At 59.3% G+C, this 25994-nt stretch carries 20 protein-coding genes; 18 read left to right on the forward strand and 2 right to left on the reverse strand.

From position 1 onward, the window contains the following. The 16 genes from nuoF (at nt 1) to dnaE (ending at nt 22583) form a co-directional block, all read left to right on the forward strand. Nucleotides 1-1305 carry an NADH-quinone oxidoreductase subunit NuoF gene (gene nuoF / locus V6S97_RS01960; protein WP_003502381.1) on the forward strand — a complete coding sequence of 435 codons (1305 nt, stop codon included), beginning with the start codon at nt 1-3 and terminating at the stop codon, nt 1303-1305. A gap of 156 nt (nt 1306-1461) precedes the next feature. Beyond that, nucleotides 1462-3543 carry an NADH-quinone oxidoreductase subunit NuoG gene (gene nuoG / locus V6S97_RS01965; protein ID WP_041694373.1) on the forward strand — a complete coding sequence of 694 codons (2082 nt, stop codon included), beginning with the start codon at nt 1462-1464 and terminating at the stop codon, nt 3541-3543. A gap of 13 nt (nt 3544-3556) precedes the next feature. After that, nucleotides 3557-4603 (forward strand): NADH-quinone oxidoreductase subunit NuoH, encoded by a 1047-nt coding sequence (gene nuoH / locus V6S97_RS01970; protein WP_209787982.1) that lies wholly within the window; start codon nt 3557-3559, stop codon nt 4601-4603. Nucleotides 4604-4639: 36 nt separating this feature from the next. Next, on the forward strand, nt 4640-5131 hold the full coding sequence (nuoI, locus tag V6S97_RS01975) for an NADH-quinone oxidoreductase subunit NuoI (RefSeq protein ID WP_003502385.1): 492 nt from the start codon (nt 4640-4642) through the stop codon (nt 5129-5131). A gap of 136 nt (nt 5132-5267) precedes the next feature. Then, nucleotides 5268-5882 (forward strand): NADH-quinone oxidoreductase subunit J, encoded by a 615-nt coding sequence (locus tag V6S97_RS01980; protein ID WP_003502387.1) that lies wholly within the window; start codon nt 5268-5270, stop codon nt 5880-5882. Between the two features lie 29 nt (nt 5883-5911). Beyond that, nucleotides 5912-6220 carry an NADH-quinone oxidoreductase subunit NuoK gene (nuoK, locus tag V6S97_RS01985; protein WP_003502389.1) on the forward strand — a complete coding sequence of 103 codons (309 nt, stop codon included), beginning with the start codon at nt 5912-5914 and terminating at the stop codon, nt 6218-6220. A 7-nt stretch (nt 6221-6227) separates the two neighbouring features. Then, nucleotides 6228-8225: an NADH-quinone oxidoreductase subunit L gene (gene nuoL, locus V6S97_RS01990; RefSeq protein WP_003502391.1), complete on the forward strand. Its 1998-nt coding sequence runs from the start codon at nt 6228-6230 to the stop codon at nt 8223-8225. Beyond that, nucleotides 8225-9736, forward strand: coding sequence for an NADH-quinone oxidoreductase subunit M (locus V6S97_RS01995; protein WP_003502393.1), 1512 nt, complete (start codon nt 8225-8227; stop codon nt 9734-9736). Before nuoL ends, V6S97_RS01995 begins: the two co-directional genes overlap by 1 nt. Nucleotides 9737-9754: 18 nt before the next feature. Then, nucleotides 9755-11197, forward strand: a complete 1443-nt coding sequence (nuoN, locus tag V6S97_RS02000) for an NADH-quinone oxidoreductase subunit NuoN (RefSeq protein WP_003502395.1) — start codon at nt 9755-9757, stop codon at nt 11195-11197. Between the two features lie 26 nt (nt 11198-11223). Beyond that, nucleotides 11224-11964: a biotin--[acetyl-CoA-carboxylase] ligase gene (locus V6S97_RS02005; protein WP_003502397.1), complete on the forward strand. Its 741-nt coding sequence runs from the start codon at nt 11224-11226 to the stop codon at nt 11962-11964. A 203-nt stretch (nt 11965-12167) separates the two neighbouring features. Then, complete coding sequence (locus V6S97_RS02010) at nt 12168-13835, forward strand: ribonuclease J (protein WP_003502399.1); 1668 nt, start codon at nt 12168-12170, stop codon at nt 13833-13835. Nucleotides 13836-14114: 279 nt separating this feature from the next. Next, nucleotides 14115-14420, forward strand: a complete 306-nt coding sequence (locus tag V6S97_RS02015; RefSeq protein ID WP_003502403.1) for a DUF1467 family protein — start codon at nt 14115-14117, stop codon at nt 14418-14420. Between the two features lie 666 nt (nt 14421-15086). Next, the gene (gene proS / locus V6S97_RS02020; RefSeq protein ID WP_003502405.1) at nt 15087-16409 is read left to right on the forward strand and encodes a proline--tRNA ligase; all 1323 of its coding nucleotides are present in this window, start codon (nt 15087-15089) and stop codon (nt 16407-16409) included. A gap of 124 nt (nt 16410-16533) precedes the next feature. Then, nucleotides 16534-17841, forward strand: coding sequence for a lipoprotein-releasing ABC transporter permease subunit (locus V6S97_RS02025; RefSeq protein WP_003502407.1), 1308 nt, complete (start codon nt 16534-16536; stop codon nt 17839-17841). A 15-nt stretch (nt 17842-17856) separates the two neighbouring features. Beyond that, the gene (locus V6S97_RS02030; RefSeq protein WP_003502409.1) at nt 17857-18540 is read left to right on the forward strand and encodes an ABC transporter ATP-binding protein; all 684 of its coding nucleotides are present in this window, start codon (nt 17857-17859) and stop codon (nt 18538-18540) included. 539 nt (nt 18541-19079) lie between these two features. Further along, nucleotides 19080-22583: a DNA polymerase III subunit alpha gene (gene dnaE / locus V6S97_RS02035; protein ID WP_003502411.1), complete on the forward strand. Its 3504-nt coding sequence runs from the start codon at nt 19080-19082 to the stop codon at nt 22581-22583. Between the two features lie 21 nt (nt 22584-22604). Here the strand turns inward: dnaE and V6S97_RS02040 are convergent, their stop codons facing one another. Together V6S97_RS02040 and V6S97_RS02045 are read right to left on the reverse strand one after the other, a co-directional pair. Beyond that, a complete protein-coding gene (locus tag V6S97_RS02040) occupies nt 22605-23843 on the reverse strand; it encodes a L,D-transpeptidase family protein (protein WP_111834311.1) in 1239 nt (412 codons plus the stop codon). A gap of 169 nt (nt 23844-24012) precedes the next feature. Then, nucleotides 24013-25296: a DNA polymerase IV gene (locus V6S97_RS02045; RefSeq protein ID WP_087743823.1), complete on the reverse strand. Its 1284-nt coding sequence runs from the start codon at nt 25294-25296 to the stop codon at nt 24013-24015. 178 nt (nt 25297-25474) lie between these two features. On the opposite strand from V6S97_RS02045, the gene V6S97_RS02050 reads away from it, so the two are divergent. Together V6S97_RS02050 and V6S97_RS02055 are read left to right on the forward strand one after the other, a co-directional pair. Next, nucleotides 25475-25762, forward strand: coding sequence for a BrnT family toxin (locus tag V6S97_RS02050; protein ID WP_003502417.1), 288 nt, complete (start codon nt 25475-25477; stop codon nt 25760-25762). Further along, complete coding sequence (locus V6S97_RS02055) at nt 25728-25988, forward strand: BrnA antitoxin family protein (RefSeq protein WP_334426004.1); 261 nt, start codon at nt 25728-25730, stop codon at nt 25986-25988. The genes V6S97_RS02050 and V6S97_RS02055 overlap by 35 nt, the downstream gene beginning before the upstream one ends. Nucleotides 25989-25994: the final 6 nt, after the last annotated feature.

The following is a 25994-nucleotide window of genomic DNA, read 5'->3' on the forward strand; positions in this document are numbered from 1 at the left end:
ATGTTAAAAGATCAGGATCGCATCTTTACCAATCTCTACGGCCTCAAGGACAAGTCCCTGAAGGGCGTGATGGCGCGCGGCCATTGGGATGGCACCAAACAGATCATCGAAAAGGGTCGTGACTGGATCATCAACGAGATGAAGGCTTCCGGCCTTCGCGGTCGCGGCGGCGCAGGCTTCCCGACGGGTCTCAAGTGGTCCTTCATGCCCAAGGAAAGCGACGGCCGTCCGCATTATCTCGTGGTCAACGCCGACGAATCCGAGCCCGGCACCTGCAAGGACCGCGAAATCCTGCGCAACGATCCGCATACGCTGATCGAAGGCTGCGTTATCGCCGGTTTCGCCATGGGTGCGCACACCGCCTATATCTACGTGCGCGGCGAATATATGCGCGAACGTGAGGCGCTTCAGGCCGCCATCGACGAATGTTACGATGCAGGCCTGCTCGGCAAGAACAACAAGAACGGCTGGGATTTCGACATCTACGTCCATCACGGCGCAGGTGCCTATATCTGCGGCGAAGAGACGGCACTGCTTGAAAGCCTCGAGGGCAAGAAGGGCCAGCCGCGCCTGAAGCCGCCGTTCCCGGCCAATATGGGTCTTTACGGTTGCCCGACGACCGTCAACAACGTCGAATCCATCGCCGTTGCTCCGACCATTCTGCGCCGAGGTGCGGCATGGTTCTCGTCTATCGGCCGTCCGAACAATGTCGGCACCAAGCTGTTCATGGTCTCCGGCCATGTCGAGCGTCCATGCACCTTCGAAGATGCGCTGGGCCTGTCCTTCCGTGAACTGATCGAACACCATTGCGGTGGCATTCGCGGCGGCTGGGACAATCTGCTTGGCGTCATCCCCGGCGGCGCATCCTGCCCCATCGTGCGCGGTGAGGACATGAAGGACGCCATCATGGACTTCGACGGCATGCGCGAAGTGAAGTCGTCCTTCGGCACCGGCGGCATGATCGTCATGGACAAGTCCACCGACGTCATCAAGGCGATCGCCCGCATCGCGGCGTTCTTCAAGCATGAAAGCTGCGGCCAGTGCACGCCGTGCCGTGAAGGCACCGGCTGGATGTGGCGCGTGCTGGAACGCATGGTGAAGGGCAACGCGCAGAAGCGCGAAATCGACATGCTGTTCGAAGTGACGAAGCAGATTGAAGGCCACACCATCTGTGCGCTCGGCGACGCCGCCGCATGGCCGGTACAGGCGCTGATCCGCAATTTCCGTCCGGAAATCGAAAAGCGCATCGACCAATACACCTACAGGGCCATGGATGATGGCGCTGTTCTGGAAGCTGCCGAATAAGCTTTTCGCAGTTTGCATGCGGCGCGGGGATGATCCCGGCGCCGGAAAACCATGAAGCGCCTGACCGACGAGATGAAGTGTCGGGCGCGATTAAGGATTTGTTGCGGACCGTGTGAGAGACACGGGACGAACAGGCAACAGGACGTAAGTAGAACCATGGCAAAGCTCAAGGTTGACGGTAAAGAGATCGAGGTTCCGGATCATTTCACGCTGTTGCAGGCGTGCGAGGAGGCTGGTGCTGAAGTTCCGCGCTTTTGTTTTCATGAGCGCTTGTCGGTCGCGGGTAACTGCCGCATGTGTCTCATTGAGGTGAAGGGCGGACCGCCCAAGCCCGCCGCATCCTGCGCCATGGGCGTGCGCGACGTTCGCGGCGGCCCGAATGGCGAATTGCCTGAAGTTTTCACCAACACGCCGATGGTCAAGAAGGCCCGCGAAGGCGTGATGGAGTTCCTTCTCATCAACCACCCGCTCGATTGCCCGATCTGCGACCAGGGCGGCGAATGCGACCTGCAGGACCAGGCCATGGCCTTCGGTATCGCCGGTTCGCGTTACGCGGAAAACAAGCGTGCGGTTGAAGACAAATATATCGGCCCGCTCGTCAAGACGGTGATGAACCGCTGCATCCACTGCACGCGGTGCGTCCGTTTCACCACGGAAGTTGCCGGCATCGCCGAACTCGGCCTCATCGGCCGCGGCGAGGACGCTGAAATCACCACCTATCTCGAGCAGGCGATGACCTCCGAGCTTCAGGGCAACGTCGTCGATCTTTGCCCGGTCGGTGCGCTCACCTCCAAGCCTTTCGCTTTCACTGCCCGCCCGTGGGAACTGAACAAGACCGAAACCATCGACGTGATGGACGCTCTCGGTTCGGCGATCCGCGTCGATACCCGTGGCCGCGAAGTCATGCGCGTCATGCCGCGTGTCAACGAGGCAATCAACGAAGAGTGGATTTCCGACAAGAGCCGCTTCATCTGGGACGGCCTGAAGACGCAGCGTCTCGACCGCCCTTACGTCCGCAAGGATGGCCGCTTGCAGCCCGCAAGCTGGGGCGAAGCCTTCGGCGCTATCAAGCAGGCGGTTGCCGCAACCAGCGGCAGCAAGATCGGCGCGATTGCCGGTGACCTTGCTTCCGTCGAGGAAATGTTCGCGCTGAAGTCGCTTCTGGCGTCGCTCGGCTCGGCCAATGTCGATTGCCGTCAGGATGGCGCAGCGCTTGATCCGTCTTTGGGTCGCGCCAGCTACCTGTTCAATTCCACAATCGAAGGCATCGAGCACGCGGATGCACTTCTGATCGTCGGCGCCAACCCGCGTTATGAAGCGGCCGTGCTCAATGCACGTATCCGCAAGCGCTGGCGTCGCGGTGGTTTCCCGATCGGCGTGATCGGCGAAGCCGGTGAGCTGCGCTACAACTACGAATATCTAGGCTCCGGCGCGGAAACGCTTTCCGATCTCGCCAATGGCTCTCACAGCTTCGTTGAGAAGCTGAAGTCCGCCAAGAACCCGCTGATCATCATCGGCCAGGGCGCTCTGGCACGCGCCGATGGTGCAGCCGTTCTCGCGGCCGCTGCGAAGCTTGCCGTTTCGGTTGGCGCAATCAGCGAAGAGTGGAACGGTTTCTCGGTGCTTCACACCGCCGCTGCCCGCGTCGGTGGTCTCGACATCGGCTTCGTGCCGGGCGAGGGCGGTGTTGCTGCTGCCGAAATGGTAACGTCCATGGACGTTCTCTTCCTGCTCGGCGCCGATGAAATCGACCTGTCGAACAAGGGCGCCAAGTTCACCGTCTACATCGGCAGCCACGGCGATCATGGCGCGATGAACGCCGACGTCATCCTTCCGGGTGCGGCCTATACCGAAAAATCCGGTATCTGGGTCAACACCGAAGGCCGCGTTCAGGTGGGCAACCGCGCCGGTTTCGCACCGGGCGAGGCCCGTGAAGACTGGGCGATCCTGCGTGCGCTTTCCGACGTGCTCGGCAAGAAGCTGCCGTTCGATTCGCTGTCGGCGCTGCGCGGCCAGCTTTATGTCGCGCATCCGCATCTGGCGGAAACCGATGAGATCGTTGCCGGCAACGGCGCGGATGTCGAGGCACTTGCCGCTCGCGCGGGCAGCCTCAATAAGTCTGCGTTTGCCTCGCCGGTAAAAGACTTTTATTTGACGAACCCGATTGCGCGCGCATCCGCCGTCATGGCCGAGTGTTCCGCATTGGCCCGCAACAATTTCCAGGCTGCGGCAGAGTAAGGGTAGGGGATTTATGGAACAGTTTTTCTGGAGCTACGTCTGGCCCGCGCTGATCATGGTCGGCCAGTCCCTGCTGCTTCTCGTTTGCCTTCTGGTGGCCATCGCCTTCCTTCTGCTTGCCGACCGTAAGGTCTGGGCAGCCGTGCAGTTGCGCCGTGGTCCCAACGTCGTCGGCCCCTTTGGTCTGTTCCAGTCCTTCGCTGACCTTTTGAAATTCATCCTGAAGGAGCCCGTCATTCCGGCGGGCGCCAACAAGGCGGTCTTCCTTCTGGCGCCGCTGGTTGCCGTAACGCTGGCGCTCGCCACCTACGCGGTCATCCCCTTTGCCGATGGCTGGGTCGTTGCCAATATCAATGTCGGCATTCTCTACATTTTCGCGATTTCCTCGCTTGAAGTGTACGGCATCATCATGGGCGGCTGGGCTTCGAACTCGAAGTACCCGTTCCTCGGCGCGCTTCGTTCGGCGGCGCAGATGGTGTCCTACGAAGTGTCGATCGGCCTCGTCATCGTCACCGTGCTTCTGTGCGTCGGCTCGCTCAACCTCACGGATATCGTTCTGGCGCAGCGCACCGGCCTCGGCACGATGATCGGTCTGCCGGCCTCGTTCCTCGACTGGCACTGGCTGTCGCTGTTCCCGATGTTCATCGTGTTCTTCATCTCGGGCCTTGCCGAAACCAACCGTCCGCCCTTCGACCTTCCGGAAGCGGAATCGGAACTGGTGGCCGGTCACATGGTCGAATATGGCTCGACGCCTTACATGATGTTCATGCTCGGCGAATATGCTGCGATCGTTCTGATCTGCTGCCTGACGACGATCCTGTTCATGGGCGGCTGGCTGCCGATCGTGGATGTGTGGTTCCTGAACTGGGTTCCGGGCATTGTCTGGTTCGCGCTCAAGGGCTGCATGGTCTTCTTCATGATCGCGCTGACCAAGGCTTTCGTTCCGCGTTATCGTTATGACCAGCTCATGCGCCTCGGCTGGAAGGTGTTCCTGCCGCTGTCGCTCGCCATGGTCGTTATTGTTGCATTCGTATTGAAGCTGACGGGGTGGGCCGGTTGATGTCCGTACGCCTCGCTCAGAAATCTGGAGTTTAAGATGGCAAGCCTTTCCCAAGCCGTCAATTCACTGTTCCTCAAGGAGTTCGTCGGTGCGATCTTCCTGACGATGCGCCACTTCTTCAAACAGAAGGCGACGGTGAACTATCCCTTTGAAAAGGGCCCGGTCTCTCCGCGCTTTCGCGGCGAACATGCGCTGCGCCGTTATCCCAACGGTGAAGAACGCTGCATCGCCTGCAAGCTGTGTGAAGCTATCTGTCCTGCTCAGGCGATCACCATCGAAGCCGGCCCGCGCCGCAACGACGGCACCCGCCGCACGGTGCGTTACGACATCGACATGGTGAAGTGCATCTATTGCGGCTTCTGCCAGGAAGCCTGCCCGGTCGATGCCATCGTCGAAGGCCCGAACTTCGAATTCGCGACGGAAACCCGCGAGGAGCTTTATTTCGACAAGCAGAAGCTTCTCGACAATGGCGACCGCTGGGAGCGTGAAATCGCACGCAACCTCGCACTGGATGCGCCTTACCGTTAAGGCGCAACCGTCTTTCCGGGGGAGCCTCCGGAAAGCGATGAAAAGTAAAATGCCTGCGCGGTTTTCGCCGGCGGGGACGAAACGGGTGAGGGGGCTTTCGGCCATCTTCTCCCGATGAGGACAAGAAGGCACCAAGATGGGTCTGCACGCTGTATTCTTTTATATATTCGCTTTCGTCGCCGTGGCGTCTGCGTTCATGGTCATTGCATCGAAGAACCCTGTTCATTCGGTGCTGTTTCTGATTTTGACCTTCTTCAACGCAGCCGCGCTGTTCCTGCTGACGGGAGCCGAGTTCCTCGGCATGATCCTGCTGGTGGTTTATGTCGGCGCTGTCGCGGTGCTCTTCCTCTTCGTCGTCATGATGCTGGATGTGGATTTTGCGGAGCTGCGCTCCGGCGTGCTGCAATACGCCCCGATCGGCGCGCTGATCGGCGTCATCCTCGCGGCGGAGCTGATCGTCGTTGTCGGCGGCAGCGTGCTCAACCCGCAGGCGGCGAAATCGATCACCATGCCGATCCCGCCGGTGACCGAGCGCACCAATACGGCCGCGCTGGGTGATGTGCTCTATACCAATTACATCTACTTCTTCCAGCTCGCCGGTCTCGTGCTGCTGGTGGCCATGATCGGCGCCATCGTGCTGACGCTGCGTCATCGCACTGACATCAAGCGGCAGGATGTATCCACGCAGGTCGGCCGTGACCCGAAGACCGCCGTCACCACGGTCAAGGTCAAGCCGGGTCAGGGCATCTGAAGGCGCGAACGGATTCAAGGAAACACAATATGGTAATCGGTCTTTCCCACTATCTGACGGTCAGCGCCATTCTCTTCACGATCGGCGTGTTCGGCATCTTCCTCAACCGGAAGAACGTCATCGTCATCCTCATGTCGATCGAGCTCATCCTGTTGGCGGTCAACATCAACATGGTGGCGTTCTCGGCTTTCCTGAACGACATCGTCGGCCAGGTCTTCGCACTTTTCATTCTGACCGTCGCAGCCGCCGAAGCGGCCATCGGTCTTGCAATACTCGTTGTCTTCTACCGCAACCGCGGATCGATCGCCGTCGAAGACGTCAATATGATGAAGGGCTGATAAGGCTATGATCTACAAGGCTATCGTCTTTCTTCCACTGATCGGCTTCCTGATCGCCGGCCTGTTTGGCCGGTCGATCGGCGCCAAGGCCTCGGAATATGTCACCACCGGTCTGATGATCGTGGTCGCCATCCTGTCATGGATCGTCTTCTTCAGTGTCGCGCTTGCCCATGGCGAGCCGGGCGAGGTGATCAAGGTCACCGTGCTGCGCTGGATCCAGTCCGGCGGCATCGACGTCGAATGGGCGTTCCGCATCGATACGCTGACGGCCGTCATGTTCGTCGTCGTCAACACGGTCTCGACGCTGGTGCACCTCTATTCGATCGGATACATGCACCACGATCCGCATCGTCCGCGCTTCTTCGCCTATCTGTCGCTCTTCACCTTCGCCATGCTGATGCTGGTGACCTCCGACAACCTGCTGCAGATGTTCTTCGGCTGGGAAGGCGTGGGTCTGGCGTCCTATCTGCTGATCGGCTTCTGGTTCAAGAAGCCTTCCGCTTCGGCTGCGGCCATGAAGGCCTTCATCGTCAACCGCGTCGGCGACTTTGGTTTCATCCTCGGTATTGGCGGCGTGTTCGTGTTGTTCGGCTCGATCAATCTCGAAACCATCTTCGCTGCCGCCAGCACCTATCTGCCGGCCGAAGGTGCCGCTTCCACGGAAACGGTCATCAACCTGTTCGGCATGCAGCTGGACAAGGCCAATGCGATGACGGGCGTCTGCCTGCTGCTGTTCATGGGCGCGATGGGTAAATCGGCGCAGTTCCTGCTGCACACCTGGCTGCCGGACGCGATGGAAGGCCCGACCCCGGTGTCTGCCCTCATTCACGCCGCAACCATGGTTACCGCCGGTGTCTTCCTCGTCGCCCGCATGTCGCCGCTGTTCGAACTGTCGCATGACGCGCTTACCGTCGTGACGCTGATTGGCGCGATCACCGCCTTCTTCGCGGCGACCGTTGGTCTCGTACAGAACGATATCAAGCGCGTGATTGCGTATTCGACCTGCTCGCAGCTTGGTTACATGTTCGTGGCGCTCGGCGTCGGCGCTTATGGTGCTGCCGTGTTCCACCTCTTCACACACGCCTTCTTCAAGGCCCTGCTGTTCTTGTGCGCCGGTTCGGTTATCCACGCCGTCGATGGCGAGCAGGACATGCGTTACATGGGCGGCCTGCGCAAGCACATCCCGATCACCTTCTGGACCATGACCGTTGGCACGCTGGCGCTGACCGGCGTCGGGATCCCGGGCACGATGATCGGTTTTGCCGGCTTCTTCTCGAAGGACGTCATCATCGAATCCGCTTACGCGTCCCATTCGGTTCTCTCGGGCGTCGCCTTCACGCTGCTGGTCATCGCCGCGCTGTTCACCAGCTTCTACTCCTGGCGTCTGGCCTTCATGACCTTCTTCGGCAAGCCGCGCGCTTCGGCCGACGTGATGCACCATGTGCATGAATCGCCGATGGTCATGCTGATCCCGCTCTTCATCCTCACCGTTGGCGCGATCTTTGCCGGTGTGGCCTTCGAAGGTTATTTCTTCGGTCATGAATATGCTGAATTCTGGAAGGGCGCCCTGTTCACGCTTCCGGAAAATGAAATCCTCGAAGAGTTCCACCATGTTCCGCTTTGGGTGAAGTGGAGCCCGTTCTTCGCCATGGCGCTTGGTTTCGTGACCGCATGGTACATGTACATCAAGTCGCCGGAGACGCCGAAGCGTCTGGCCGAGACCCATCGCGGCCTCTACCAGTTCCTTCTCAACAAGTGGTACTTCGACGAACTCTATGACTTCCTCTTCGTTCGCTCCGCAAAGGCGCTTGGCCGCTTCCTGTGGAAGAAGGGCGACGTCGCCGTCATCGACCACTATGGACCGAACGGCATTGCAGCGCGTGTGGTTGACGTGACCAACCGCATGGTCCGCCTGCAATCCGGTTACCTTTATCACTATGCCTTTGCGATGCTGATCGGCATCGCGGCGCTTGTCACCTGGATGATGCTCGGGAGTGCCCTCTGATGACCGATTGGCCCATTCTTTCAACGGTCACCTTTCTGCCGCTCGTCGGCGTGGTGCTGCTGCTTCTGACGAATGAGAACGGCCCCTATGGTCGCCGCAACATTCTCAATGTCTCGCTGCTGACGACCGTCTTCACCTTCATCGTGTCGCTGTTCATCTGGATCGGTTTCGACAATTCGAACCCCGGCTTCCAGATGGTCGAGAAGCATGCCTGGTTCGGCAACATCGCCGCCTATCATCTTGGCGTCGACGGCATCTCCATGCTGTTCGTCATCCTCACCACCTTCCTCATGCCCTTCTGCGTGCTGGCAAGCTGGGATTCGATCGAAAAGCGCATCAAGGAATACATGATTGCCTTCCTGCTTCTGGAAGTGGTCATGATCGGCGTCTTCGTGGCGCTGGATACGGTTCTCTTCTACGTCTTCTTCGAAGCGACGCTGATCCCGATGTTCATCATCATCGGCGTCTGGGGCGGCAAGGATCGCGTCTACGCATCCTACAAGTTCTTCCTCTACACGCTTCTCGGCTCGGTTCTGACCATGCTCGCCATCATGGCGATGTACTGGCAGGCGGGTACGACCGACATGACCGAACTTCTGAAGTACGGCTTCCCGGCCGGCATGCAGACCTGGCTATGGCTTGCCTGTTTCGCCGCCTTCTCGGTCAAGATGCCGATGTGGCCGGTACACACCTGGCTGCCGGATGCGCACGTGCAGGCGCCGACCGCGGGTTCCGTCATTCTGGCAGGCGTCATGCTGAAGCTTGGCGGTTACGGTTTCATCCGTTTCTCGCTGTCGATGTTCCCCTTGGCGTCGGACTATTTCGCTCCCTTCGTCTTCACGCTGTCGGTTCTCGCCATTATCTACACCTCGCTGGTGGCGATGATGCAGGACGACATCAAGAAGCTGATCGCCTATTCTTCCGTTGCCCACATGGGTTACGTGACCATGGGCATCTTCGCCGCCAACGTGCAGGGTGTGCAGGGCGCGATCTTCCAGATGCTGTCGCACGGTATCGTGTCTGGCGCACTCTTCCTCTGCGTCGGCGTGGTTTATGACCGGCTGCACACCCGCGAGATTTCGGCCTATGGCGGTCTCGTGAACAATATGCCGAAATATGCCGTCGCCTTCATGATTTTCACCATGGCCAATGTCGGTCTGCCCGGCACGTCAGGCTTTGTCGGTGAATTCCTGACGCTGATCGGTGTCTTCCGCGCCAATACGCTGGTCGCGCTGTTTGCGGCAACCGGTGTCATCCTCTCGGCCGCCTACGCGCTGTGGCTCTACCGCCGCGTGATCTTCGGTGCGCTCGAGAAGGAAAGCCTGAAATCGATGCTCGATCTGTCGACCCGCGAAAAGGTCATCCTTTACCCGCTGGTTGCTCTGACGATCTTCTTCGGCGTCTATCCGGCTCCGGTTTTCGATGCCACCGCCGCATCGGTCGATCTTCTGGTAAACAACTATACGGCTGCACTGCAGGCGGCGCAAAATGTTGCGCTCACTATGAATTGACGACAGGACCCGTTGGACATGACCGCTGAAATCCTTTTTGCCAGTCTGCACATTGCGACGCCCGAGCTGATCCTTGCGGTCGGCGCGCTGGCGCTGCTCATGATTGGTGTCTTCTCGGGCGACAAGTCGACAACGACGGTCACCGGCCTTGCCGTTGCCCTCCTGCTCGTCGTCGGTCTCTGGATCATCTTTGCCCCCGCATCGGGCGTGGCTTTCGGCGGTGTCTACATCGCCGATGCCTTCGGCAACTTCATGAAGGTACTGGCGCTGATCGGCTCCATCACCGCCATGATCCTGGCCGTCGGCCAGGGCCGTTTCGAGCCGATCGGCCGTTTCGAATATCCGGTATTGCTGGTTCTCGCGACCCTCGGCATCCTGCTGATGATCTCGGCCAACAACCTGATCTCGCTCTACATGGCGCTGGAACTGCAGTCGCTGGCGCTCTACGTCGTCTGCGCCATCAACCGTGAAAGCCTGCGCTCCACGGAAGCGGGTCTGAAGTACTTCGTGCTCGGCGCGCTCTCCTCCGGCATGCTGCTCTATGGCATGTCGCTGGTCTACGGCTTCACCGGCAATACCGGCTTCACCGAAATCGCGCAGGTTCTGGCGGCCGAAACCCGTTCGCTCGGCCTCGTTTTCGGCCTGGTCTTCGTTCTCGCCGGTCTGGCATTCAAGATCTCGGCCGTGCCGTTCCACATGTGGACGCCTGATGTCTATGAAGGTGCGCCGACCCCGGTCACGGCATTCCTCTCGGCCGCGCCCAAGATCGGCGCCATGGCGATCCTCGTGCGCATCGTCATCGAGGCTTTCCAGCCGGTCTTCGCCGACTGGCAGCAGATCGTCGTCTTCATTTCCATCGCCTCCATGCTGCTCGGCTCCTTTGCCGCGATCGGCCAGAAGAACATCAAGCGCCTGATGGCCTATTCCTCCATCGGTCACATGGGTTACGCGCTGGTTGGTCTTGCCGCCGGCACCGAAGCCGGTATCTCGGGCGTTATTCTCTACATGACCATCTACATGGTCATGACGCTCGGCACCTTCGCCTGCATTCTCTCCATGCGCCGCAAGGAAATCGGCAATGTCGAGACTGTCGAGGATCTCGCCGGTCTTTCGTCTTCCAACCCCTTCATGGCGGTTGTGCTGACGATCCTGATGTTCTCGCTTGCCGGCATTCCACCGCTCGCCGGCTTCTTCGGCAAGTATTATGTCTTCCTCGCCGCCATTGAAGCCAAGCTCTATCCGCTCGCCATCATCGGCGTGATTGGCTCGGTGGTCGGCGCCTACTACTATATCCGCGTCGTCAAGGTCATGTGGTTCGATGAGGCCAAGGACAAATTCGAGCGTCCGGCTGGCGAACTGAAAGTCGTTTATGCGCTTTCGGCCCTGTTCGTTGTCGCCTTCATCGTCTTTGGCGGTGCGCTCGGCAACGCGGTGACTGTTGCGGCGAAGACCTTCTTTTGAGCAGCACACACAAGCATACGGGTCGGATGTCCATCGATGATTTCCGGCACGAGGCGATGGCGGAAACGCCATCGACCAATCTGGAATGTTTTGCCCGGGCAAGGGCAGGCGATGGCGGCAATCTGTGGATTACCGCCATCCGCCAGACCGGCGGCCGCGGCCGTCGCGGCCGGCCATGGGTTTCCGAACCCGGCAATCTCTACGCATCGCTTCTTCTGATCGATCCCGCGCCGATGGACCGCATCGGCTCCCTGCCGCTCGCTTTTGCGCTTGCAGTCTATCGCGCCATTCGCGCGGTGCTGCCGACGAATGGTGAACCGCTGGAGATCAAATGGCCGAATGACGTGCTGATCGGTCGCCGCAAGACCTGCGGCATCCTGATGGAAGCGGAGCTGCTGCCTGACGGCCGGCGCGCCATCGTCATCGGCATCGGCATCAATATCGCCCACAAGCCGGACAATCCGCTTTATCCCGTCACCATGCTCTCCGAACATGGCGCGTCCTGCTCGCCCGACGAGCTGTTCGCCCATCTCTTCCGCGAGACGGCTGATGTGCTGCGGGACTGGGACGAGGGCAGGGGTGTTTCCGGCATCATGACCGGCTGGCGGGCGGCCGCTTGCGGTATTGGCGAACATATCACCGTCAATTTCCCTGATCGTTCGATTGGCGGGCGTTTCGTCGGAATTGATGATAATGGTTATCTGCTGCTGGATGAAGACGAGGGCGCCAGGCGCTCCATCGCCGCCGGCGACGTATTTTTCGGATGAGGTGAACGGCGCGGCCCAGGAAGCCGCGCCGAACCGGTTCCAGAGGTTGGAGCTTTCCTGCGGCTCATGAAATGCAGGGTGACAAACCGGTTCCGCATCGGCCCGGTCGATCAGATGGTTTAACAGGTCCGATGCTGGATAGAGGCGGTGGGCACGGCAAAATGCCGTCGTCCGCGTGCTTTCGTGAATGGATAAGAAAAATAATGGCTAAACAGGACGAACTGGTCTTTATACCGCTCGGCGGTGTGGGTGAAATCGGCATGAATCTGGCGCTTTACGGCTATGGGCCGGAAAGCAAGCGCCAATGGATCATGGTGGATTGCGGCGTGACATTCGCCGGTCTCGATTTGCCGGGCGTCGATCTCGTTCTGCCTGACATCAGCTATATCGCCGAGCAGAAGAAGAACCTCAAGGGCATCATCATCACCCACGCCCATGAGGACCATTATGGTGCGCTGAATGATCTGTGGCCCGGCCTCAATGTCCCGGTTTATGCCTCGCCTTTCACCGCCGGCATGCTGGAAGCCAAGCGCGCTTATGAGGGCACGCGCGCCGAAATTCCGGTAACGATCTTCAAGGCTGGCGACCGTATCAATGTCGGGCCGTTCGAAATCGAAGCTGTTGGTGTCAACCACTCCATTCCCGAGCCGATGTCGCTGGTCATTCGCACGCCGCTCGGCAATGTCATCCACACCGGTGACTGGAAGATCGACGAAGCGCCGTCGCTCGGGCCGTTGACGGATGAGGCGCGCTTCCGCGCCATCGGCGAAGAGGGTGTGCTGGCATTGATGTGCGACAGCACCAATTCGGTGCGCGATGGTGTGTCGCCCTCCGAACACGAGGTTTCCGAAGGCCTGCGCCAGATCATCGAAAATGCCGAAGGCCGCGTGGCGGTCACCACCTTCTCCTCCAACGTCGGGCGCATCCGTTCGATTGCGCAGGCTGCTGAGGCCGCGGGCCGCGAGGTGCTGCTGCTGGGCTCGTCGCTGAAGCGGGTCGTCAATGTCTCGCAGGATCTCGGCATCATGGAAGGCATCAAGCCGTTCCTCGCAGAAGATGAATATGGTTATATTCCGCGCGACCGTGTGGTGCTGATCCTGACCGGTTCGCAGGGCGAACCGCGCGCAGCGCTCGCCAAGCTTTCCCGCGACGAGATGCGCAATGTGGCGCTCGCGTCGGGAGATACTGTCGTATTTTCCTCACGCGCCATTCCCGGCAACGAAAAGGCGATCATCGAGATCAAGAACGGCCTGATCGAGCAGGGCGTGCACATTGTCACGGACAATGAGGCGCTAGTGCATGTCTCCGGCCATCCGCGCCGTAATGAACTTCTGAAGATGTATGAGTGGACGAAGCCGCAGATCGTCGTGCCCGTGCATGGTGAGGCGGCGCATCTGGTGGCGCAGAAGGAACTGGCCGAACAGGCCGGCATTTCGCAGGTACCGAAGGTGCGCAACGGAAATGTTCTGCGCCTTGCTCCCGGCCCGGCGGAGGTTATCGACGACGTGCCACATGGCCGCGTCTTCAAGGACGGCAATCTCGTCGGTGACATGGACGAGATGGGCATCAGCAATCGCCGCAAGCTTTCTTTCGCCGGCCATGTCGCGGTCAATGTCGTGCTGGACAGCCGTTACGATTTCCTCGGTGATCCCGATGTGGTGCCTTTCGGCCTGCCGGAATTTGATGACGAGGATGAGGCGATGGAAGACACGCTTTATGACGCCGTGCTCGGCGCTGTCGAAAGCATTCCGCGCGCCCGCCGCAAGGATCTGGAGCTGCTGCGTGAAGCGGTGCGCCGCGCCGTGCGCGCCGCCGCCAATCAGAGCTGGGGCAAGAAGCCGATCGTGACGGTTTTCGTCACGAAGGTCTGAGCCGGAAAGCGGGGTATCATCCGCATGCCGTCACCCCGGACTAGATCCGGGGTCCAGCGCGATCAAGTCCTTGATCGCGTAAAGACTCCTCTCACGGCGCAGACGCGCCGTGGCTGGATGCCGGATCATCCTCGGGCTTGTTCCGGGGGCCGGCATGACGGAAGAGAGAGCGTCCGCCTTTGTCGGCGACCTGAGTGTGCCTGCTCAAAGCGCGGTTCTGTTCCTCTTTCCAAGGCTTTTTATGCATCTTGCAGGGAATTGATTCCGGTTTGCGGATGAATGCGTTACAAGAAGCGCATTGTGCAGGAGGATCACATGCCGCTTCTTTCGGTCTTCGCCGTTTATTTCATCGTCTGGTGGACGGTGCTTTTTATCGTGCTGCCGATTGGCCTGCGCACCCAGGACGATGAGGGCGATGTGGCGCTGGGGACGGTTGCCAGCGCGCCATCCAGCTTCAAGGGCGGACGGATCGTGTTGTGGACGACCCTGATCTCGGCCCTGATCTGCGGGATCTGGTATGGCGGAACCTGGTGGTTCGGCGTCAGCCTTGATGACCTGCCGAGAATTATTCCCGTTTTCGACTGAAAAAAAGCGCGGGCAATGTCCGCCCCCGCCTACATCTGCGCCCAACCTGATAGCAAGCCGAAGAGCCTGCCTATGCAAGGGGCAGTCTGCCGTGAATCTGGCTGAGACTCTGTCATATGGATGTCATATCTATCGTGCACACAGCAGGAGCTTGCCGGGTGCCTGATTCATCGCCGTAATTCTACTGGGATGATGGCCGGGAGCGGGAAAATGCGTGCAGAAGCAAAAAAAAACAAGGCCTTTCAGCCTTGTTTTCAGGTTTCGCGTGATCTGTAACCGTTACCGGGGCTGCGAACGAGCGCGCCTAAGATCTGATCCTCCCAAGACTGACCGCGAAAATGACAAGAATTTAAACTTCCTGCCTCTTTTGTAAGCTAAAGCTAGCTCAAACCCCCATGCTTGTCATCTCATTTTTTGCATATTTGTTACAGTCGGCAAAAAATTCTCTGTGGTGCAATTTGTCGCACCGGATCAAGAATAATATTCCGGCCAAAGCGTTTTGACGCGAATTAGCTATCGTGAAAATACCACAAAATCGCCTTTAACGCTCTTTGCATGGCGGGTTTTCATCTGGGTCAGAAACCGCTATATCCGGCGCCAATATCCCTCTATTCGGGGCGATTCCCGCGCCTTTTGGCGCTGTCGTCCACATCAATGGAAGCCGTCATGCGTCTTAGCCGTTATTTCCTGCCCATCCTGAAGGAAAACCCCAAGGAAGCCGAGATTGTCTCTCACCGCCTCATGCTGCGCGCCGGCATGATCCGGCAGCAATCGGCTGGCATCTATTCCTGGCTGCCGCTCGGCAAACGCGTGCTCGACAAGGTCAACAAGATCATCCGCGAGGAGCAGGACCGTTCCGGCGCCATCGAGCTTCTGATGCCGACGCTGCAGACCGCCGAGCTCTGGCAGGAGAGCGGCCGTTATGACGACTACGGCAAGGAAATGCTGCGCATCAAGGACCGCCAGGACCGCCAGATGCTCTATGGCCCCACCAACGAGGAGATGATCACCGACATCTTCCGTTCCTATGTGAAGTCCTACAAGAACCTGCCGCTGAACCTCTACCATATCCAGCTGAAGTTCCGCGACGAGGTGCGTCCGCGCTTCGGCACCATGCGCTCGCGCGAGTTCCTGATGAAGGACGCCTATTCCTTCGACCTCACCAAGGAAGACGCGATCCATTCCTACAACAAGATGTTCGTGGCTTACCTGCGGACCTTCGAGCGCCTTGGCCTGCGCGCTATTCCCATGCGCGCCGATACCGGCCCGATCGGCGGCAATCACAGCCATGAGTTCATCATTCTGGCCGATACCGGCGAATCCGAAGTCTTCTGCCACAAGAGCTTCCTCGACCGCGGCATTCCAGCTGAAAGCACCGATTTCGACGATGTCGCGGCGCTGCAGGGCGTGTTCGACGAGTGGACGACCGATTACGCAGCCACGTCCGAAATGCACGACGAGGCCGCCTATGACGCCATTCCCGAAGGCGAGCGCCTTTCCGCGCGCGGCATCGAGGTTGGGCACATCTTCTATTTCGGCACCAAATATTCCGAGCCTATGGGCGCGAAAGTGCAGGGCAAGGACGGCAAGGAACACCCCGTCCACATGGGTTCTTATGGCATCGGGCCGACACGCCTTGTTCCCGCCATCATTGAAGCATCGCATGACGAGAACGGAATCATCTGGCCGGCCTCGGTCGCTCCTTTCGACGTCGTGATCATCAACATGAAGGCTGGCGATGCGGCCTGCGATGCGGCCTGTGAAAAGCTGTATTATCAGCTCTCCAACGCCGGCAAGGATGTTCTCTACGACGATACGGACGACCGGGCGGGCCAGAAATTCGCCACCGCTGATCTGATCGGCGTGCCGCTGCAGATCATCGTCGGCCCGCGTTCGGTCGCGAATGGCGAAGTCGAAGTGAAGGATCGCAAGACCGGCGAGCGGGAGACCGTGACGATCGAGGCGGCGATGAACAAGGTGCTCGCCTAAGCGCGAATGGAAGACGGAGCGGCTTCACCCGAAGTCCGCTCCGGTTTCGTAGCGCAGATGTAGCAGAAATATGGGCCGGTTTTCGGAAAAGACCGGCCTTGCAGTTTGAGATCAGGGAGACGACATGGCACAAGCCGAGGCTGACAAGGGTGCGGCTGTTTCCGCCGGGGCAAAGACCGCCCGGCCGTTTTCCGCTTTCGAACGCATGGTGGCCTGGCGCTATCTGCGGTCGCGGCGCAAGGAAGCATTCATTTCCGTCATCGCCGGTTTTTCCTTTGTCGGCATCATGCTGGGCGTGGCGACGCTTATCATCGTCATGGCTGTCATGAACGGGTTCCGCACGGAGCTGATTTCCCGCATTCTCGGCATCAACGGCCATATGATCGTGCAGCCGATTGACCAGCCCTTCAATAATTATGATGAGTTGGCTAAGAAATTCGCCGCCGTACCCGGCGTCACCATGGCTCTGCCGCTGGTGGAGGGCCAGACATTGGCTTCCGGTCGTGGCGGTGCGGGTTCCGGCGCTCTGGTGCGCGGTGTGCGCCAGGAGGATATCGACAAGGTCAAGGAAGTCGCCACCAACATCAAAACCGGCGACCTCGTCGGCTTCATGGCGGGTGACGGCGTTCTCGTCGGCTCCAGGCTCGCCGCCCAGCTTGGTGTTACGGCGGGTGACGATATCACCCTCATATCACCAGAAGGTGACGTAACGCCGATGGGCGTCAATCCGCGCGTCAAGTCTTACAAGATTTCCGGTGTCTTCGAGATCGGCATGTCGGAATACGACGCATCGATGATCTATATGCCTCTGTCCGAAGCCCAGCTTTATTTCAATGCCGACGGCATCGTGCAATCCATTGAGCTTTATGTGAGCCGCCCGGATGATGTCGATGGCATCCGTCCGCTGGTGGAGCAGGCGGCCGAAAGGCAGATCTACATTACCGACTGGAGGCAGCGGAACCAGACCTTCTTCTCCGCCCTGCAGGTGGAACGAAACGTCATGTTCATGATCCTCACCCTCATCGTGTTGGTGGCGGCGCTGAACATCATTTCCGGCCTCATCATGCTGGTGAAGGACAAGGGCAGCGATATCGCCATTCTGCGCACCATGGGCGCAAGTTCGGGCGCGGTGATGCGCATCTTCTTCATGACAGGTGCGGCCATCGGTATGGTCGGCACCTTCGCCGGTGTGGCGCTCGGCGTCATCGTCTGCCTCAACGTGGAATCCATCCGGCAGTTCTTCTCCTGGATTTCGGGCACGGTGCTGTTTGACCCGCAGCTTTATTTCTTGAGCCAGCTTCCGGCAGAAATGGATATCAGCGAAACGATTTCCGTTGTCATCATGGCGCTCACGCTCTCTTTCCTGGCAACGATCTTCCCGGCATGGCGGGCTTCCAAGCTCGATCCGGTGCAGGCCCTGCGTTACGAATAAGGACCGCTTCGCAATATGGCAAAAAAAACAGTGCTGCGGCTCACCGGCGTTGAGAGAACCTATGGTCAGGGCGAGACGTCGCTTTCCATTCTGCGCAAGGCCGATTTTGAATTGAAGAGCGGTGAGATGGTGGCGCTGGTCGCCCCTTCGGGCACCGGCAAATCAACGCTGCTGCATCTGGCAGGCCTGCTGGAACATCCCGATGCCGGCGAGGTCTATATTAACGACGCGCCCTGCAACGGCCTGCCGGATGAAACGCGCACCGCGATCCGCCGCAGCGATATCGGCTTCGTTTATCAGTTCCATCACCTCCTGCCGGAATTCTCGGCGGTGGAAAATGTGATGATGCCGCAGCTCATCGCCGGTCTCACCCAGGCTGAAGCTCGCAAGCGCGCCAGCGCGCTGCTCGACTATATGCGTGTGGGGCATCGCGGCGAACACCGTCCGGCCGAACTCTCGGGCGGTGAACAGCAGCGTGTCGCCATTGCCCGCGCCGTCGCCAACGCGCCGCTCCTGCTGCTCGCCGACGAGCCGACCGGCAATCTCGATCCGGAGACCGCGCATTATGTATTCGACGCGCTGGAGGCGCTGGTGCGCCAATCTGGCCTCGCGGCGCTGATTGCCACCCACAATCATGAACTCGCCGCCCGCATGGACCGGCGCGTAACGCTCGCCGACGGGAAGATCGTCGATTTCTGACCATGGGATTGCGCGGGGATGATCCTCGCGCATCACCATGCCTTCCGGAGCGACCGGAACGACTACGCTGGTCGTTGCCGTGAGGGAACGAGGACGAACCGTCGCGAGCCCGGATCAATCTCTCCGGCGCCTCCTGAAGAATAGCTGTTCTCTGAATTTGATTTTTTTCCGAAACCGGAGGCGTTTTTTGCCTTCGGGTTTTTCGCTTTGGAGTCAGCGGCTTGCCGTTCCCTTGATCGGAACCGAAGGCGATTCTCGTACATTAGCAAGAGGAATATCAGCAGAACCCTGTTGACAATCGAACAAAATGAGAACAAAGTTGGAACATAACGAGTAAGGAGAGGCCAATGACTGATTTCATCCGTGACGTTGCTGCTTTCGCTTCCATCGCTGTCTTTGTTGCCAGCTTCTCGGTGATCCTCACCGCCCTGTGAAGAAGACACCGGCGCAGAAGCCTGTATGGACGCCGCAAAGCGGTGGACATTAAGCGCCGGAAATCGGAAAATCGCCCCCTCGATTCAGAATGACAGGATGATGATATGGGCGATGCGGTTATGCGTGGAGAGACCTCTGGCGAAACGTTGAAGACCCCCGGTTTCGTCCATCTTCGGGTTCATTCCGCTTATTCCCTGCTTGAGGGGGCGTTGCCCCTCAAGAAAATCATGTCCAAGGCCGTCGCGGACGGCCAGCCGGCCATAGCCATTACCGACACCAACAACCTCTTCGTCGCGCTGGAGTTTTCCGAAAAGGCGCGCGATGAGGGTCTGCAGCCGATCATCGGTTGCCAGCTGTCGATCGACATGCAGGATGCGGCGGAGGATCGCCGCAACCACAATAGCCATCTTCAGAAACTTCCCGCCATCGTTCTGCTGGCCGCCAATGCCGAAGGTTATGAGCGGCTGGTGGATATCGTCAGCCGCGCCTATCTGGAAGGCGAGGGCAGTGGCGGTCATTCCGTGCATATTACCCGTGCATGGCTGGAAGAGGCCTCCAATGCGGGGCTGATCGCGCTGACGGGCGCTTCCGGCGGACCGGTGGATATGGCCTTGAAGGAAGGCCATGCAGCGCAGGCGAAAGAGCGGCTGCTGACATTGAAGTCACTCTTCGGGGACAGTCTCTACATCGAATTGCAGCGCCAGTCCGGCTACGACCGTTCCCATGAGCGGCGCATGATCGGCCTTGCTTACGAGCATGATATTCCGCTGGTTGCCACCAATGAAGCGTTCTTCCCCTCCAAGGCTGATTACGAGGCGCATGATGCGCTGATGGCGGTGGCGCACAACGCCATCGTCTCCGATGACAGCCGGTTCCGGTTGACGCCCGACCATTACCTCAAGAGTCGTGAGGAGATGGTGGCGCTTTTTGCCGACATTCCCGAGGCGCTCGAAAACACTGTCGAGATCGCGCTCCGCTGCTCCTTCGTGCTGAAGAAGCGTGGCCCGATCCTGCCGCGCTTCACCGGCGCCAGCGACGACCCCGAAGCGGCGGAACGCGCTGAAGCCGAGGAGCTTCGCCGCCAGGCAGTAGAGGGGCTGGATCAGCGGCTGGCAGCGCTCGGCATGGCGGCCGGTTATACGGAGCAGGAGTATCGCGACAGGCTGGATTTCGAACTCGGCGTCATCTCGCGCATGAAGTTTCCCGGTTACTTCCTGATCGTTGCCGACTTCATCAAATGGGCCAAGCAGCATGATATTCCGGTAGGCCCTGGCCGTGGTTCGGGTGCGGGTTCGCTTGTCGCTTACGCGCTTACCATTACCGACGTCGACCCCCTGCGCTTCTCGCTGCTGTTCGAACGCTTTCTCAATCCCGAACGCGTATCGATGCCCGACTTCGATATCGACTTCTGCCAGGACCGCCGTGAAGAGGTGATCCGCTACGTGCAGGCCAAATATGGTCGCGAGCAGGTGGCGCAGATCATCACCTTCGGTTCGCTGCAGGCGCGCGCGGCCTTGCGTGATGTCGGCCGCGTGCTGGAAATGCCCTATGGGCAGGTGGACAAGATCTGCAAGCTGGTGCCCAACAACCCGGCCAATCCGACGCCGCTGTCAAAAGCGATCGAGGAAGAGCCGCGCCTGCAGGAAGAGGCGGACAAGGAGCCGGTCGTCGCCCGCCTCTTGGATATCGCCCAGAAGATTGAGGGGCTTTACCGTCACGCCTCCACCCACGCCGCCGGTATCGTCATTGGCGATCGGCCGCTCTCCAAGCTGGTGCCGATGTATCGCGATCCGCGATCCGATATGCCGGTCACCCAGTTCAACATGAAATGGGTGGAAAGCGCCGGCCTCGTCAAATTCGACTTCCTCGGCCTGAAGACGCTGACGGTGCTGAAGGTGGCCGTCGATTTTGTTGCCAAGCGTGACATCAAGGTCGATCTCGCCGCCATCCCGCTGGATGACGCCAAAACTTACGAGATGCTGTCGCGCGGCGAAACCATCGGCGTGTTCCAGGTGGAAAGTGCCGGCATGCGCAAGGCGCTGATCGGCATGCGGCCGGACTGCATCGAGGACATCATCGCGCTGGTGGCGCTTTATCGTCCCGGCCCGATGGAGAACATTCCGGTCTATAACGCCCGCAAACATGGCGAGGAGGAGCTGGAATCAATCCACCCGACCATCGACCATCTACTCAAGGAAACGCAGGGCGTTATCGTCTATCAGGAACAGGTGATGCAGATCGCCCAGGTCCTGTCAGGTTATTCGCTCGGCGAAGCCGATCTTCTGCGCCGCGCCATGGGCAAGAAGATCAAGGAGGAGATGGACCAGCAGCGTGAGCGCTTCGTCGATGGCGCCATCAAGAATGGCGTCTCGAAGCCGCAAGCCAACACCATCTTCGACCTTCTGGCGAAATTCGCCAATTACGGCTTCAACAAGAGCCATGCCGCCGCCTACGCCATCGTGTCCTACCAGACCGCCTATATGAAGGCGCATTATCCGGTAGAGTTCCTCGCGGCCTCCATGACGCTCGATATGGCAAACACGGAAAAGCTCAACGATTTCCGGCAGGATGCAGGCCGCCTTGGCATCGAGGTCGTCGCACCTTCGGTGCAGACGTCCTTCCGCCAGTTCGAGACAGGTGAAAACCGCATCTATTATTCGCTGGCCGCCATCAAGGGCGTAGGCGAGGGAGCGGTGGAACACATCGTCCAGGTTCGCGACGGCAAGCCGTTCACGAGCCTTGAGGATTTCTGCCTGCGCATCGACCCCAAGCAGATCAACCGGCGTGTGCTGGAAAGCCTGATCAATGCCGGCGCTTTCGATTGTTTCGGCCGCGACCGCGCCGAGCTGATCGGCGGGCTGGACCGCATTATCGGTTATGCGCAGATGGCGCAGAACAATCGCACCATCGGCCAGTCGGACATGTTCGGTTCCGGCGGCGGCAACGGCCCGGAAAAGCTTGTCCTGCCCGCTTTCCAGCCCTGGCTCGCTTCGGAAAAACTGCTGCGTGAATATCAGGTTCTCGGTTTTTACCTCACCGCCCATCCTCTCGATACCTATCGCCCCGTGCTGGAAAAGTTGCGGGTGCAGAATTTCGCCGATTTTTCAGCGGCGGTGAAACAGGGTGCGACCGCCGGGCGTCTGGCCGGCACCGTCACCGGCAAGCAGGAACGCAAGACCCGCACCGGCAACAAGATGGGCATCGTCACCTTCTCGGATGCATCAGGGCAATATGAAGCGGTGCTGTTTTCCGAAGGGCTCGGCCAATTCCGGGATCTGCTGGAAGTCGGCAAATCGCTTGTTATCACCGTGCAGGCGGAAGAGCGCCCGGAAGGCATCGGCCTGCGTATCCAGACGGCGCAGTCGCTTGAAGAGAAATCCGTGCAGATGCAGAAGGCTCTGCGCGTTTATGTCCGCGATTCCGGTCCGCTGAAAACGGTCGCCCGCCATCTCAACACCAAGGGTGACGGCTCGGTCTATTTCATCGTCATCAAGGATGAAGGCAGCCGCGAGATCGAGGTGGAACTGACGGAGAAATACCGTATCTCGCCGGAAATCGCCGCTGCGCTGCGGTCCGCACCCGGTGTCGTTGACGTGGAACTGGTGTGAGGCTCGCGCCTCACACGTCGCTCATACCGGCCCTTCTTTCGTAACGGTGATGAAGTCCGTTCCGGCGCCTGTTTCCATCTGGTGACTAATGTCGGAAACGGTGATCGAGCTGCCGCTTGAAAGCTCCTGTTCGATACGGCTGCGTATCTCTGCGGGTATTTCGAGGCGGCTGAGCACGGCGCTCAATTGATCGAAGCCGCCAGGGGCCTCGGTAACGGTGATTCCGAGCCGCTTGCGGGCTGCCGCCGGCAGGTGGTTTTCGAGCGTCACGCCGTTCCATTCGGCAGTTCCAGCCGCGCGGTCCACGGTAACAGCCTCGAAGAAGTGGGTTCCGAGCGCCACTTCCGGGTCCTTGATGTCGATGGCTGCTTCGAACAGCGGTTTGAAATCCTGCCGCACCATGATCTGGCCGGTCGGCGGATGGTCTTCACCGGCGGAGGCATAAAGCGCCGCCACGAAGGCGTCGGTCAGAAGCGGCCCGGTCGTCTTCAGCCCCTTCCAGCGCTTGAAACCATTGATTGCGCTGATCGTCATCTCTCCGGTGTAACCATCGGCAGAACCAGCATCGAAGCCGAGACGGGTCAGCACGGTTTGAATATCCATCACCTTTTCGCGCTCGCCACGCCGGGTGATGAGAATGCGCAGGGGTGAGGGTTCTCTGGCCTTCGCCGCCGGCTTGAGGGACTGGGTTTTTTCATTGACGGCAACCTCAACCGTGCCCAAGGCTGCATCGAATGTAGCCGGGCGCAACTCCACATCCGAAAGAAGCAGCTTGCCGTCATCGGCATCGTCGCGTGGAACAAACAACGCCGGGTGCTGTACGAAACGCAACGAGACCGGGCGGTCGGTGATGATGACATGGACGCCAGTGCGCGTGTCGCCGAAAAGTGACTTGGCGAATTTGGAAGGCAGGCGCACGCAGCCATGCGAGGCCGCATAGTTCGGCACCTTGCCTTCGTGCAGCGCGATACCGGACCATGTCAGCCGCTGCATGAAGGGCATGGGTGCAGCCGAATAGATATTCGACTCGTGGTATTTCCGCTTTTCCAGAATGGAGAATATGCCGCTCGGCGTCTCATGACCGGCCTTGCCGGTGGAGACTTTCGAGGTGGCGATGATTTCGCCATTTTCATAAAGCGAGAGCGACTGATCGCTTTTTGATACCAGAATCTGCAGCGCGCGGCTGTCAGCGGCAAGCGCCGGAAAGGCGAGAATGCTGGCCGACAGCATGCCAGCCATAAGACGGAGGCGAAGGGACATGACGCAATACACCACATGCACAAAACTTGCCTCACTCAACCACGCGAAGTTTAATGAAGTTTAAGGACGGCTTATCCCGAACATCACTAATTTGTGTAAAATCTAAAATATATCGGGCACGACGTGACGGGGGCCAGATTGCGCGACCCTTCGCACAACCCAGCGGGCATTATTTACGTGTTCCGAAAGTATAGCCGGTCTCGACGCTGCCCTTGCCGAACTTGTCGCGCAGCTTGTCCATCGCCGCTTCCGCCGCCGCCCGCCGTCCCGCCTGTCTGTCGACGAGATCGGGAGGGTCGGCGAGGCCCGCATCGCGCAGATCGCTGACGCCAATGCCGATGAGGCGAAATTTGGTGCCGTCGGTTTCTTTCTCCAGCAGCGAGAGGCCGGTGCGGAAAATCCGGTCGGCAAGCTGCGTGGGATCGTCCAGCCTGCGGTTGCGGGTGCGGAGCTTGAAGTCGGCCGTCTTCATCTTCAGCACCACCGTCTGACCGGCAATGCCGCTTTTCTTCAGCCGCCAGGCAACCTTTTCGGATAGAGAGCGCAGGATCGGCACCAGATCCTCATGGCGGGAAATATCGTTGAAAAAGGTGGTTTCGGAAGACACGCTTTTGACGGGGTCGTTATTATGCACGTGCCGCTCGTCAATGCCGCGGGAAAGCCGGAAGAGGCGCTGCCCCATCACGCCATAACGGCGCATCAGCTCGCTTTCCTCCATCTCTTGCAGCTGCGCGATCATGCGGATACCGTCCGCTTCCAGCGTCGCCGCAAAGGCCTTGCCCACGCCCCAGATGGTGGTTACCGGCCGCGCCGCCAGAAAGGACAGCGCTTCCGCTTCACCGATCACTGAAAAGCCGCGCGGTTTTTGCAGGTCGGACGCGACCTTGGCGAGAAATTTGCAATAGGAAAGCCCGGCTGAAACGGTCACGCCCACTTCCTTTTCCACGCGCCGGGCGAATTTCGCCAGCACACGGGCCGGTGGATCGTGATGCAGCCTCTCGGTGCCGGAAAGATCGAGAAAGGCCTCGTCTATGGAAATTGGCTGCACGAGCGGCGTCAATTCCTGCATCATCGCCCGGATTTCGCGCCCGACACGGCTGTATTTCTCCATGTCCGGCTTGATGACCACCGCGTCAGGACAGGCTTCCAGCGCCTTGAACATGGGCATTGCGGAGCGCACGCCCTGAATGCGGGCGATATAACAGGCGGTGGAAACGACCCCGCGCTTGCCGCCGCCAATGATGACAGGCTTGTCGGCCAGTTCCGGATTATCCCGTTTTTCAACAGAGGCATAAAAGGCGTCGCAGTCGATATGGGCGATGCTCAGATCGTAAAGTTCAGCGTGATAAACAAGGCGCGGGCTGCCACAGGCGCGGCAACGCCTCAACCCTTCTGGCTGGCCGGCCAGACAGTCGCGGCAAAAACCGGGATCATAAGGGTGCGACGTGGACATGAGCCGAAAACAAAACCAGAACGTCGCCGACCATACTCCGGCCGTGACGACGGCTCAAGGGGCGTTGGCGACAAAGCCCAGATTTCAACCCCGGAGAATGGGAAAAGCTTGCATAGCGGCGGGAAATATTTGATCTTGACTCATATTTGTAGTTACAATTGTAGATGATTTTTTACGCATGTTTGAATGGGATGAAGAGAAAAACCGGTCCAACATCCGAAAGCATGGCGTCGGATTTCGGACTGCGATTCGAATCTTCGAAAATGCGGTCCTGTCATGGGTCGATGAGCGCGTAGCGTATGGCGAGACGCGTTATCACACCATCGGGCAGATTGAAGGAATAGTATTTCTGGCGGTCATTCATACCGATCGTGCCGGTCTCATCCGCATCATCTCCGCCCGGCCGGCAAACCGCCGTGAAAGGAAACGTTATGACGAAGAAATACGAAAAAGAACTGAGCCTTGAAGAACTCGCCACCTTGCCGGACGAGAAGATAGACTACAGCGATATTCCCGAATTGGATGAGCGCTTCTGGGCGAACGCAAAACTCGTGGAGCCCGAGGGAACACAGCAAATAACATTGCGGGTCAAGAAATCCGTTGTCGAGGCGTATAAATCCACCGGGAAGGGATACCAGACACGCATGAACGCCGTTCTGGAATCTTATGCCCGCACGTTGCTGAAACGCTGACTGTCT

Source organism: Agrobacterium sp. CCNWLW155, assembly GCF_036888815.1.
Taxonomy (GTDB): domain Bacteria; phylum Pseudomonadota; class Alphaproteobacteria; order Rhizobiales; family Rhizobiaceae; genus Agrobacterium; species Agrobacterium radiobacter.